Origin of the sequence: Aquimarina sp. 2-A2 (assembly GCF_045505135.1) — a bacterium.
Classification (GTDB): Bacteria; Bacteroidota; Bacteroidia; order Flavobacteriales; family Flavobacteriaceae; genus Aquimarina; species Aquimarina intermedia.
Genome location: NZ_JBJKFI010000005.1, coordinates 1 through 13,813, shown reverse-complemented (window position 1 = coordinate 13,813; position 13,813 = coordinate 1). Strand labels below are relative to the sequence as shown.

General features: G+C 36.4%; 10 protein-coding genes. 9 read left to right on the top strand and 1 reads right to left on the bottom strand.

Translation table 11 applies throughout. The features are described 5' to 3' along the window. The first annotated feature begins 248 nt into the window (after positions 1–248). The 6 genes from ACJRPK_RS12205 (at position 249) to ACJRPK_RS12180 (ending at position 7,658) form a co-directional block, all read left to right on the top strand. On the top strand, positions 249–2,471 hold the full coding sequence (locus tag ACJRPK_RS12205; RefSeq protein WP_407140269.1) for an NADP-dependent isocitrate dehydrogenase: 2,223 nt from the start codon (positions 249–251) through the stop codon (positions 2,469–2,471). An 82-nt stretch (positions 2,472–2,553) separates the two neighbouring features. Continuing rightward, entirely contained in the window at positions 2,554–3,171 is a 618-nt protein-coding gene (locus ACJRPK_RS12200) for a hypothetical protein (protein WP_407140268.1), read from the top strand. A gap of 192 nt (positions 3,172–3,363) precedes the next feature. Then, the gene (locus ACJRPK_RS12195; RefSeq protein ID WP_407140266.1) at positions 3,364–5,739 is read left to right on the top strand and encodes a TonB-dependent receptor; all 2,376 of its coding nucleotides are present in this window, start codon (positions 3,364–3,366) and stop codon (positions 5,737–5,739) included. A 37-nt stretch (positions 5,740–5,776) separates the two neighbouring features. Continuing rightward, the gene (locus ACJRPK_RS12190; RefSeq protein WP_407140264.1) at positions 5,777–6,595 is read left to right on the top strand and encodes a DUF4249 family protein; all 819 of its coding nucleotides are present in this window, start codon (positions 5,777–5,779) and stop codon (positions 6,593–6,595) included. 24 nt (positions 6,596–6,619) lie between these two features. Further along, positions 6,620–7,441, top strand: a complete 822-nt coding sequence (gene murQ / locus ACJRPK_RS12185; RefSeq protein ID WP_407140263.1) for an N-acetylmuramic acid 6-phosphate etherase — start codon at positions 6,620–6,622, stop codon at positions 7,439–7,441. Then, positions 7,422–7,658, top strand: coding sequence for a DUF6095 family protein (locus ACJRPK_RS12180; protein WP_148783175.1), 237 nt, complete (start codon positions 7,422–7,424; stop codon positions 7,656–7,658). The genes murQ and ACJRPK_RS12180 overlap by 20 nt, the downstream gene beginning before the upstream one ends. 2 nt (positions 7,659–7,660) lie before the next feature. Here the strand turns inward: ACJRPK_RS12180 and ACJRPK_RS12175 are convergent, their stop codons facing one another. Next, positions 7,661–8,170 carry a DinB family protein gene (locus ACJRPK_RS12175; protein ID WP_407140261.1) on the bottom strand — a complete coding sequence of 170 codons (510 nt, stop codon included), beginning with the start codon at positions 8,168–8,170 and terminating at the stop codon, positions 7,661–7,663. 261 nt (positions 8,171–8,431) lie between these two features. Between ACJRPK_RS12175 and ACJRPK_RS12170 the strand changes: the two genes are divergently transcribed. From ACJRPK_RS12170 to ACJRPK_RS12160, 3 genes are all read left to right on the top strand, one after another. Beyond that, positions 8,432–9,241, top strand: coding sequence for a hypothetical protein (locus tag ACJRPK_RS12170; RefSeq protein ID WP_407140260.1), 810 nt, complete (start codon positions 8,432–8,434; stop codon positions 9,239–9,241). 152 nt (positions 9,242–9,393) lie between these two features. Then, positions 9,394–10,608 (top strand): DNA polymerase IV, encoded by a 1,215-nt coding sequence (dinB, locus tag ACJRPK_RS12165; RefSeq protein WP_407140625.1) that lies wholly within the window; start codon positions 9,394–9,396, stop codon positions 10,606–10,608. Between the two features lie 91 nt (positions 10,609–10,699). Then, positions 10,700–13,660, top strand: a complete 2,961-nt coding sequence (locus ACJRPK_RS12160) for a DNA polymerase III subunit alpha (protein WP_407140258.1) — start codon at positions 10,700–10,702, stop codon at positions 13,658–13,660. Positions 13,661–13,813 lie beyond the last annotated feature (153 nt).

The window sequence follows — 13,813 nt, the reverse complement described above, 5'->3', positions numbered from 1 at the left end:
CTTCTCATTCCTTTTAAAGAGATTACAAATCAAACCTTGAGGTTGCATTTACCTACTTAGATTTGTATATTCGCGCTCGGAAAATCATTTCATATTTGCATTTATTTTGATTATTTATATTTTCAAAACCTTGTGTTTACGATATGTATGAAACTGATCTCTCAAAAGATTGCTACTTAAATGTACAATCAAAACCTTAGAAATGAATTCGTTTCTATTACGTATAAACACTAAAACTCGTTCAAAACATGGCAATTGAAAATTCCAAAATTGTATATACTCAAACTGACGAAGCTCCGGCATTAGCTACGTATTCTTTTTTACCCTTCGTACAGAAATTTACTGAACCCGCAGGTATTAATGTGGAAACCAAAGATATCTCACTGGCAGCCCGAATTTTGGCTAATTTTCCTGAATTTCTAAAAGAAAACCAAAGACAACCGGATGCCTTGGCAGAATTAGGAGAACTTGCCAAAAAACCTGAAGCTAATATTATTAAGCTGCCCAATATCAGTGCTTCCATTCCACAACTTAAAGCGGCAATTTTAGAATTGCAATTACAAGGATACGCACTTCCTGACTATCCTGAGGAGCCAAAAAATGATGCTGAAAAAGAAAGTAAGCAAAGATATGATAAAATTAAGGGTAGCGCTGTTAATCCTGTATTGCGAGAAGGAAACTCAGATCGACGCGCACCTAAGCCGGTAAAACAATATGCTCGTAAAAATCCTCACAGTATGGGGGCCTGGAGCAGTGATTCAAAGACTCATGTAGCCACGATGGAGAGCGGTGATTTTTGTCATAATGAAAAATCTGTAGTACTCAACCAATCAGATGATGTTAAGATTGAGTTTATTGATGATAACGGCAATGCAACCGTGCTTAAGAAAAGCACTCCCCTATTAGAAGGCGAAGTAATCGATGCTACCGTACTTAATAAAGTAGCTTTACTCAAATTTTTGGAGCGCGAGATTAAAGATGCAAAAAATAAAAACGTACTTTTTTCTTTACATATGAAAGCGACCATGATGAAGGTTTCTGACCCTATCATCTTTGGACATGCTGTAACTGTATTCTTTGAAGATGTTTTTGAAAAACATGCTGGGATACTTGAAGAGTTAAATGTAGAAGTCAATAATGGTTTTGGAGATCTTCTCAACAAAATTAAAAAGTTACCGGAAGCAAAAAGAAAAGAAATCGAAGCAGATATTGATGCTGCTTTCAAAAGTCGTCCGGGATTGGCAATGGTAGACTCTGATAAAGGCATTACCAATTTACACGTACCTAGTGATGTGATTATTGATGCTTCTATGCCAGCCATGATACGTACTTCAGGGCAAATGTGGAATGCAGAAGGAAAAACTCAAGATACTAAAGCAGTAATTCCGGATAGTAGTTATGCCGGTATTTACCAGGAAACAATTGATTTTTGTAAGGAGCATGGTGCCTTTGACCCGACGACGATGGGTACTGTTCCTAATGTTGGACTTATGGCTCAAAAAGCTGAAGAGTATGGTTCACATGACAAAACTTTTGAAATCAAGGGAGATGGAATTGTACGAGTGGTAAACGCTGCAGGTGACATCCTTATCGAACATGAAGTTGAAGAAGGTGATATCTGGAGAATGTGTCAAACTAAAGATGCACCAATTCGTGATTGGGTAAAGCTTGCTGTTAATAGAGCGAAAGCTTCTAATACTCCTGCGATTTTTTGGCTAGATGAAAACAGAGCACACGATGCACAACTGATCAAAAAAGTAAACACTTATCTTAAAGAGTACGACACAACTGGTTTAGATATTCAAATAATGTCTCCGGTTAAAGCGACGCGTTACACCTTAGCACGTATGAAGGATGGCAAAGACACTATCTCGGTAACCGGGAATGTTCTAAGAGACTATAATACTGATTTGTTTCCTATTCTCGAACTTGGTACAAGTGCAAAAATGCTGTCTATTGTTCCACTAATGAATGGAGGTGGTTTATTTGAAACAGGAGCAGGTGGATCTGCCCCAAAACATGTGCAACAATTTAACAAAGAAGGACATTTACGTTGGGATTCTTTAGGAGAATTCTTAGCCTTGGCGGTTTCACTAGAACATCTGGGTGAGAAAAACAATAATACGAAAGCTCTTATTTTAGCAGATGCTTTGGATCAGGCAACTATCAAATTTTTGGATAATAAAAAATCTCCTTCCAGAAAAGTTAACGAACTTGATAATCGAGGGAGTCATTTTTATTTAGCACTTTACTGGGCACAAGCCTTGGCGGAGCAATCTAAAGATAAGGAGCTTCAATCAGAGTTTAGCGTGCTAGCGAAGCAACTTGAAGATAACGAAAAAACAATTATCGATGAGCTAAACAATGCGCAAGGAAGCGCTGTAGACATGGGAGGCTATTATTGGCCAAATCCAGAAAAGGTTGCTAACGCGATGCGTCCTAGTAAAACGCTTAATACAATTATAAAATAAGTAGTACTAATCTAATAAATTAAAGAGGCTGTTATTGAACGAATAGCCTCTTTTTTTTATCTAATTTGAAAACCTCAACTAAATGAAAGAAAAATTACTTTGCATCATTATCACAATTCTACTAACCGGATGTGCCACTGGATATAAAAACATCAAACCAAGCAAATTATCTTATGTAGCGGAAGAATCACATGAGACAGGTATTAAGATATTTTACAAACCTGATGTCTTAATAAAAAAATATGCTAAAAAGGAAAGAAAAAAAGACGTAAATGTTCTTGCAGTAAAAATGATCAACTCTTCTGAAGAGGTTTTAGTTTTAAACGATAATTTAAAAATAACTGATATCACAGGTAATAACCTTCAGCTTTTAGATAATAATGAGATATATAAGACCTTAAAACAAAATGTGGCTACCTACCTACTATACCTGTTGCTCACTCCTTTAAAATTTTATACTTCCTCTACAAATCAATATGGCCAAACTCAGCAAGATTCTTCTTTTCCATTAGGACTTATTCTAGGGCCAGGTATAACCGCTACCAACATGATAATAGCGAGTTCTGCTAATAAGCAATTCAAAAATGATATCAACACTCTTAATCTAAAGAACAAAACTATTAAACCCGGAGATACATTACACGGAATTATCGGTATTAAAAAATATCAATATGGTAGTTTGAAATTGAAAATAAACTAATACATCCATCTTGGAAAAAAAACTAACAAAGCCTGCAATAACCTGCAGGCTTTGCTGTTTTATTAAATAATTAAATCGTTATCCTTTCCTTACGCTTAAACAAAAATGGTTGTAATTTTACGTGTGAAGCTTGTAACAATACTATGCATTTCACGTCTATCAAGTATATAAATCCTTCTAACCTATCTTCCTTTGAAAAAATTTATTACCATCAGTATCTTTTTAATACTTTTTAATAACCTACTACATAGTCAAGAGAAATATACGCTTAGCGGAACGATCTCTGAACAGTCTAGTAACGAAACCCTAATAGGCGTTAATGTTCTTTTTCCAGAAGTTTCAAAAGGCGTTGTAACAAATGAATATGGATTCTATTCTATAACGTTACCAGAGGGTATCTATCAATTGCAGATAAGTTATTTAGGGTTCCAGGATATTATTCAAACGCTGAACCTCTCCAAAGATCAGAAAATTGACTTTCAATTAGAAGAGGCTTCCGAGATGCTTGACGAAGTTGTTATAACAGAAGATGTAGAACGCATTGATATTAAAAATCCGCAGATGAGTCTTAACAAATTGTCTGCCAGTACCATCAAACAAATTCCCGTAGTATTAGGTGAAGCCGATGTGATAAAATCCATATTACTCTTACCAGGAGTAACCAGCGGTGGTGAAGGAGCCTCCGGATTTAATGTACGTGGTGGCGCTGCTGATCAAAATTTAATACTGTTAGATGAAGCTACTATTTTTAATTCATCGCATCTTTTTGGCTTCTTTTCAGTGTTCAATCCGGACGCCATCAAGGATTTAAAGTTATATAAGGGCGGAATTCCGGCAAAATATGGAGGACGCGTATCCTCAGTTTTAGACATCTATCAGAAAGAAGGAAATAGTAAAAAATTTCACATGAAGGGTGGCGTGGGACTTGTAGCAAGCAGATTACTTGCAGAGGGTCCTATTGTAAAAGATAAAGGTGCATTTTTGGTCGGCGGAAGATCCTCTTATGCACATTTATTTCTACCGCTATTCGACATAGACAATTCGGCTTATTTTTATGATTTGAATACCAAACTGAACTACAAAATTAATGAGAACAACAATATCTATCTCTCCGGATATTTTGGACGTGATGTTTTTAATCTAAATGATAGTTTCAAAAACGTATATGGTAATTCTGTTCTCAATTTACGATGGAATCATCTTTTTTCTGACAAGCTATTTTCCAACTTGTCTTTAATCTACTCTGATTACTTTTATGGCCTGGAATTAGATTTTGTTGGTTTTGAATGGAATTCCGGAATTCGTAATTTCAACCTCAAATATGATTTAAAACATTATATCAGCGATAGTTTTCAGTTAACCTATGGGATCAACGATATCTATTATCGCTTTAATCCTGGTGAAATAAAACCCAACAGAGACGACTCCGGTATTACTGAAGAAAAACTTATCGATAAGTATGCTAACGAATTAGGCATTTATGTTGATGCTGAACACAAAATTTCTAATCAACTTACGCTTCAATATGGTGTAAGGCTAAGTAATTTTATTAGATTAGGTCAGGATGAATTAAACAGCTATGAAAATGACAATCCTGTAATTTTTAATGCTCAAACTCAAAATTATAGTGGTGCCGAACCTATCGGGATAACAACATATAAACGCAGTGACCAAATAAAGACGTTTACAAACCTAGAACCCAGAGTAGCGCTATCTCTGGCTTTTAATGATGAAACATCCATTAAGGCAAGTTATAACCGGATGACGCAATATTTACACTTACTCTCTAATACAAATGCCCCTACACCATTAGACGTATGGACACCCAGTGGAAAATATGTAAAACCACAAAAACTAAATCAATACGCAGTAGGATTCTTTAAAAGTCTTCAAAATGACTCGTATTCTCTGGAAACAGAGGTTTTTTACAAGGACATCAAAAATCGAATTGATTATATTGATGGTGCCGATTTGATTGCTAATGATGCCATTGAACAAGAAATTTTAAACGGTGAAGCCAGAGCTTATGGACTCGAATTGCTTTTACGTAAAAACACGGGAAAGTTCAAAGGTTGGTTTGCTTACACTCTATCCAAATCTGAACAACGAACACCGGGAAGAACTCCTGTCGAAACTGGCATTAACAACGGAGCTTGGTACAATACTCCATATGATAAAACGCATGATATCTCTATAAACAGTAGTTATGAATACAACGATAAATGGAAGTTTGCTGCTAACTTTTTATTTCAAACAGGACAACCTACGAATTATCCCAGCGGACAATTTGTGTATCAAGATCTTATAGTTCCTATTTATGATGGACAACGGAACAGTGAGCGATTGCCGTCCTACAACCGTCTTGACATATCAGCTACCTTAACGCCGAGAAAAAATAAAAACCGAAGATGGCAGGGAGAATGGGTATTTAGTGTCTATAACGTTTATAATAGAAGAAATGCTGCATCAATAAATTTTAGTCAGAATGAAGACACCAGAAGAAATGAAGCAGTACAGACATCTATTTTTGGCATAGTACCAGCAGTTACTTATAATTTCAAATTCTAATCCTATGACTATCATTAAAAATACTATCATAATACATATGACAAAAGTTTTTTTACCCGTGCTATCGATGCTATGCTTACTAAGTTGCGAAGATGTGGTGGAGATTGACACCCCAGAGGGCACACCGCAGCTTGTAATCGATGCTTCCTTCAGAGTATATTCAGACGAGCAACCTATTCAAGTAGACAACGCTATCAAATTATCGTTATCGGCCCCTTTTTTTGGTAACAATATTCCTGCGGTGAGCAATGCTACTGTATTTATTACCGATGTGACCAATCAATCGCGTATCACCTATGTAGAATCCGATATTCCTGGAACCTTCATTCCTGATCAGGCGGATGCATTTATCCCTCAGTTTAATCGTACTTATGAGCTAACGGTTAGTTATGACAATCAAACCTATATTGCTACAGCTAATTTAATTCCGACAGTTCCTCTGGATGAAATCAAACAAGGTGATGGTAGTTTTTTTGATGAAGAAACCGAAATTTTTGCAGTCTATACAGACGTTAAAGAGCGAGAAGATTATTATTTTCTGGATTTTGGATTTGATGAATATGCTGTGAGCGAAGATCGATTTTATGACGGGCAAACTTTTGATTTTCCATTTTACTATGAAGATTTAGAGCCTAATGATCAAATTACTATTTCGATTCTGGGGATAGATAAGCAATACCTGCAGTATGCAGAAATTCTTATTGAACAAAGTGATCCGGATGGAGGGCCTTTTCAAACACCACCTGTGAATTTACGGGGTAACATCGAGAATACAACCAATTCAGAACAGAGAGCTTTAGGTTATTTTCATATCGCTCAAGCGTATAAATTATCATATACCGTTATCACCCCCTAGCAGATAAATCCGTATTTTTGAAGCATGACTTTTATAAAAACCACAGAACAAGATTCAAAATATAATGCGCTTGAAAAAATGAGCGTACATGAGTTATTAACTTCGATTAATAAGGAAGATAGAACTGTACCTCTGGCTGTCGAAAAAGCCATTCCGCAAATCGAACAAGTAGTCACACAAGTAGTAGATAAGCTCAAAAACGGCGGTCGCCTATTCTACATGGGTGCAGGTACCAGTGGTAGACTGGGTGTGGTAGATGCCAGTGAATGTCCTCCGACTTTTGGAGTAGCGCACGATTTGGTGATTGGACTTATTGCAGGCGGAGACCCGGCAATTAGAAAAGCAGTCGAATTTGCCGAGGATGATACAACGCAAGGTTGGAAAGATCTTCAGGAGTATGAAATTTCATCAAAGGATGTAGTTATCGGTATTGCTGCATCAGGGACGACGCCCTATGTGATTGGAGCTTTACAAAAATGTAACCAAAATAATATTATTACTGCCTGTATAACGTGTAATGAAGCTAGTCCGTTAGCGACTACCGCACAATTTCCTATCGTTGTAACTGTAGGGCCGGAATTTGTAACCGGAAGTTCCCGTATGAAAGCAGGGACTGCACAAAAATTAGTTCTCAACATGATCTCTACAGCCGCTATGATTCAATTAGGTCGTGTTAAAGGTAACAAAATGGTGGATATGCAATTAAGTAACGACAAACTTGTGGACCGTGGTATCCGAATGTTAATGACAGAACTAAACATAGCAAGAGAAGAAGCCACTAACCTACTCAATAAATACGGGAACGTTCGTAATGCCATAACATCTTATGAAACCACAAAAAACTAATAAGGATCTTTTAGCTAAAGGAGTACAACGCATGGCCATTGCTCTTATTTTCATGTTTATTGGCCCGGTCATTATTCATTCAGCTTTTAAAAATCAGGATCATACGATGTATATTCCTATACTCTGTCTAGGCATCGCAGGAGCAATTTTTGCAATCACCATGGGGTTTATAGGAATTAAAATAATGATGGATGCCTTCTTTGGCAAAAGAAAATAAATTTAGATTCCTGTCCGTTTGGTAACAGGCGTTGTTGGATTATATCCAAATCCCGAGATCTCGTAAGAAATCCCCAAACTGTGCATAATATATCCAATAATAGCATAATGATGTAAGGCATGACTGTTTGCATGTGCTAAAATGCTTTCGAGCGTATAATTCACTGTAATTTTACCACACCCCATATCATCGGTAACATGTAGTAAATAATCTGTATTTGTATCAATATAAGATTTTAAGGTATGTTGCACAGATCGTATGCATTGCAGCGCTGCGGTCGGATCGACGGCCAATACTTCATCTCGTTGCCTCGAAGTTAAATCGATAGTATTAGTATCCAATCCCCTTATTATACAATCAAAAAAATCCAGCGTATGGCGTATATGACTTCCTATACTTGAATGGTAAGGTCCGACAGAAGTCTCATTGTAGCTATGTATATCAATAGTTTCTAACAAGCAAATTGCTTGATCCAAAGTAGCATTAATAGAAGATATAACTGTTTTTTTCATATAAAAATATGCTCTAAGATACATTTTTAACTTACAAATACAACAAGACAAACTATATTTTAAAAGCAGAAGCTTCTCTAATTCAACTAACTATTCATCAATTTACACCTTTATTATACAAGTAGGACATAGATCACTATATCATATGGTTAAGCCGTAAAAATTAAGATAAAATACGTTTTTTATCGATAAAAGGTTAATATTTTTGGTGTGTGACTTAAAAATATTGTATACTTGTGGTTCATAAAAGCCCTATTACAAATGAAGAAAATCGTTTCGATCTTATTTATATCTTGTTTTATCTTACAAGCAACTGCACAAGATTTACATGAGGACGCATTAACTGCAGCGAGTTATGCTTATGCACATGCAAAGAAAGCTCATGCTGCCAATAATGTTTTTCATACACAGGAATATGCTGATAAAGCTATAGAGTCTTTTAGAAAAGCAGAAGATTTAGCCTCACAATGTGAATGCATGGAAGCTAATGAGACTGCTTATCAAGCAACGACTGACTTAGAAAGCGCTCTGGAGCAAGACACGTATGAACGTAGTCGCTTTTATGTAAAACGTGCAAAAGAACTTGGGTCTACTTTATTAGAACAGTTAACAAAATGTCGTGTTGATAGCCAAAATGCTGTTGCACAAAATCCGGTAGAAGCTAAAGAAGCGGCTATTGCAGAGGCTAGTGAAGAGGTTGAACAAAAACAACAGGAGTTAGAAGAAAAAAGACGTCAACTTAACCTGGAACAACAAAGATTAGAACAGCAAATTGCTGAACAAAATAAATTAAAAGCAGAATTCGAAGCAAAACGTGCCGCAGAGTTAAAGCAACAAACTGCAATAAAAGCTAAAGCTGAATTAGCCTTAAAAAAATTAGAGACTGCACTTCAAGAATTAAGTATTGTACTTAATGAAGATGCAACTTTTCAAGCACAGAAGGATTACCTGCGTAGTCAAAGTGATCTTGAAAATGAAACACTGGACGATACTAAAAATTTCTATGTAGATCGTGCTAAAGAACTTACGCGTACCGCAATGAAGCAATTTGCCGGGAATGCCGAAAATTAATATCGCTTAATTTTATTTTGTAGCCCCAAAATAAAATTTTTTCCAAACGGTATCTTTTACGAGATACCGTTTTTTTTGTGCATAACTTTTTGCATGAAAACTCTTCTTTATTGGAATTATTCCATAATTTTGGAATTATTCCAATTATAAAAATTTTGAGAACAATCCTACATCTTGATTTAGATACATTTTATGTATCTGTTGAGCGACTTATGAATAGCTCCTTACAGCATAAACCCCTATTAGTAGGCGGTGTAAGTGACCGAGGAGTTGTAGCTGCATGCAGTTACGAGACCCGAACTTTTGGCGTTCATTCTGGTATGCCAATGAAAATTGCAAAAGAATTATGTCCCGAAGCCGTAATTATCAAAGGAAATGCCGGAACCTATAGCAAATACTCTGACCTCGTTACCGAGATTATCAAAGAACAAGTTCCTGTCTTAGAAAAATCAAGTATTGACGAGTTCTACGCCGATCTATCCGGTATGGATAAGTTTTTTGGTTGCTTTGATTACTCCAAAGAGCTTCGGCACAAAGTAATAAAGGAAACAGGCCTCCCCATATCGTTTGGTCTCTCTACTAATAAAGTAGTTTCAAAAGTAGCAACCAATGAAGCAAAACCCAACAATCAGTTAATGATAGATTTTGGTACAGAAAAACCTTTTCTAGCCCCATTATCCATAAAAAAAATACCTATGGTTGGTGATAAAACATATCAAACGCTTCGTGGTTTGGGAGTAAAATACGTAAGAACCATTCAAGAGATGCCCGTCGATGTTATGAAACGTGTTTTGGGAGCTAATGGTTACACCATTTGGAAACGGGCCAATGGTATAGATGACACTCCGGTCATAGCGTTTTCTGAGCGTAAATCCATCTCAACAGAACGTACTTTTGATAAAGACACTATTGATGTATACAAGTTGAGAACGCTGTTGATAGCCATGACTGAAAATTTAGCATATCAATTACGCCGTGGTAATAAACTTACTGCTTCTATAACCGTCAAAGTTCGCTATTCTGACTTTAACACTTATTCAAAACAACTTAAAATTCCCTATACCAGCGCAGATCATCTACTAATCCCCAAAATTCTGGAACTGTTTGAAAAGCTATATCAAAAAAGAATGTTGGTTCGCCTAATTGGTATTCGGTTTAGCCATCTGGTCAACGGTAATTATCAAATCAATTTATTTGAGGATAATGAAAAACAACTCAATCTCTATAAAGCCCTGGATCACATTCGAGGGCAATACGGAGATCGTAGTGTGATACGTGCGGTGGCCATGGGATCAAAAACTATTGGTCGTATGCAAAACCCCTTTAACGGACAACCTCCTGTTGTACTCGCTCATAGAAAACAATAATTATTTGGTCGTGACCCTTATGGGTCGGGCTATACGCGCTACACGATAGCTCGCTTCTATCCCTCACGCACTGCCAACAAATCACTAATACATGTATCTCAATTGTCACTCCTACTTCAGTTTGCGATTCGGAACTTTTTCAGAAATCGCTTTATTAGAATTAGCCATAGAAAATAAAGTAGATCGCTTAGCATTAACTGACATCAATAATACTTCTGGCTGTCTCAATTTTGTACGCAAAGCCAAAGAAAAAGGAATTCAACCTGTAGTAGGAGTTGATTTTAGAAACCACCACCAACCTCTCTACGTAGGTATTGCTAAAAATAATGAAGGTTTTAAAGAACTCAATGATTTTTTATCCCATCATCTTCATCATAAACTTGATTTTCCTCAACAGGCACCAATATTCAAAAATGCATATATTATATACCCTTTTGAGCAAGTTCGAAAACTTGACAAGCAAGATTTTGAGACTCATGAGTACATAGGCATCGCTATCAAAGATTTAAATAAACTTAAATTTTCAAGTATAAAAGCATATACTGATAAACTTGTTGTGCTTCAGCCGGTAACCTTCAGGTCCAAAAAAGATTTTAATGCGCACCGCCTGTTACGGGCTATTGACAACAACATCTTACTCAGCAGACTTCCGGTAACACAACAAGCTTGCTTTTCAGAAAAAATGCTTCGAATCGACGTATTAAAAGAACAGTACGATGAATTTAAACATATCCTCAAAAACACGCAAACCCTCCTTGCCTCCTGCAGTATTGATTTTGATTTCTCAAAAAATAAACCCTCTCTTAATCAAGTAAGCTATACCGGTGATCTACAAAAGGACCAATTATTACTAAAAGAACTTTGTCAAAAAGGCCTCTCCTACCGCTATCCCGATCCCGATCAACAAGTACTTGACAGAATAGAGAAAGAACTGACTATGATCATTCAGATGAAATTTGTCTCGTATTTTCTGATTAACTGGAGAATTATCACATATGCAAGACAAAAAGGATATTACTATGTAGGTCGCGGTAGTGGTGCTAACAGCATTGTAGCCTATATTTTACGTATCACCGATGTAGATCCCATAGAACTGGATTTATATTTTGAACGCTTTATAAATACGCATCGTACGAGTCCGCCGGATTTTGATATTGATTTTTCCTGGAAAGATCGAGAAGATATTACTCAATTCATTTTTGACACCTTCGATAATGTGGCACTCATGGGGACGTATATCACCTTTCAATACAAAGGAGTTGTAAGAGAATTAGGAAAGGTATTTGGTTTACCAAAATTTGAAATCGACAAACTAAGTAGCGGAGCATATCATGCAAGTACATTAGATTCTATGAGCAAATTGGTATTGTTGTACGGCAAACTAATAGAAGGAATGCCTAATTATATAAGTATTCATTCCAGCGGAATTTTAATTAGTGAAGCGCCACTACATTATTATTCTGCAACCAATTTACCTCCCAAAGGTTTCCCTACTGTACAATACGATATGTTAATTGCAGAGGATTTAGGGTTATATAAATTTGATATTTTGGGACAGCGTGGATTGGCAAAAATAAAAGATGCCATTGAAATTATAAAATATAACCGTCCGGACCATCCTCCCATTGATGTTCATAAAATTGATGATTTTAAAACAGATCCCAATGTCAACGCGTTGATTCGTGAAGCAAGGTGCATGGGATGTTTTTATGTAGAATCACCTGCAATGCGCATGCTTTTAAGTAAATTAAAAACTGACAATTATATAGGCCTGGTTGCAGCAAGTTCAATTATACGGCCGGGCGTTGCCAAAAGTGGTATGATGCGCGAATATATTTTGCGTGAACACGATCCCTCACGTAAAAATCAATCCCATCCTATTATGCTTGATTTGATGAAGAGTACGCATGGTATTATGGTGTATCAAGAAGATGTTATAAAAGTAGCTCATGTTTTTGCCAAATTGACCTTGGATGAGGCTGATATTTTACGACGCGGAATGAGTGGAAAATTTAGATCCCGTAAGGAATTTAAAGAGGTCCGGGAAAAATTCTTTGCAAACTGTGTCTCCGAAGGGTATGAATCCTCTTTAATTACTGAAATTTGGGATCAAGTTGCCAGTTTTGCCGGCTATGCGTTTCCAAAAGGACACTCCGCCTCCTATGCAGTAGAAAGTTATCAAAGTCTGTTTTTAAAAGCGTATTTTCCATTGGAGTATTTGGTTGCGACCTTAAATAATGGTGGAGGCTTTTATCGTCCCGAAATATATCTGCATGAAGCAAAAATGTCAGGAGCCATAATACTCCCTCCCTGTATTAACAACAGCGCTTATGATCATATACTTCATGATAAAACAATATTTTTAGGATTTATACTGCTCAGGGATTTAGATGCCAAAACAGCTACCTATATTCTTGAAGATCGTATGCAAAATGGTGTTTTCAAATCATTAGAAAACTTTATAGATCGAATTCCTATTGGATTAGAGCAACTTTCAATTTTGATAAAAATAGATGCCTTCCGTTTTACAAATAAGAACGTTCACGAGTTATTATGGGAAGCTCATTTTAAATTAAATGGTACTCCGCCTAAACAATCATTACCACCGGTACTTTTTGAAGAAGAAAGAGCTAATTATACCCTTCCAGAATTCAGTAGGTCTCACTTGGAGGTAGCATTTCAACAAATTGAATCTTTTGGCTTTCCACTTTGCGGGTACTATCCCTTACTTCGTAATGCACCAAAAAATAAAAGCGGAGCAAAGCACCTACCTCACTACTTAAATAAGACCATAGATATCTATGGATATCTTATTACTGTAAAAAACACAAAGACACATACCGGAAAACATATGCTGTTTGGTACTTTTTTAGATCAACACGGAGTGGTGTTTGATACCGTAGTTTTTCCTCCTGTGGCGGCAAAGTATTCTATCAAATATAAAGGTGTATACCGTATGTTGGGAAAAGTAGTTAGTGAATTTGATTTTTTAAGTATTGAAATACATAAAATAATAAAACAAGATTACATTCAAGATCCTCGTTATGCCTAATCTTACTTTTTACCCTTGTCCTACATCAATGTAATAAGTAATACTAACATTAAAGCATAAAAAAACCCTTCATCGTTATGATGAAGGGTTTCAAAAAAGGCGGTGACCTACTCTTCCACAGTAGTAGTACCATCGGCGCTAACGGGCTTAACT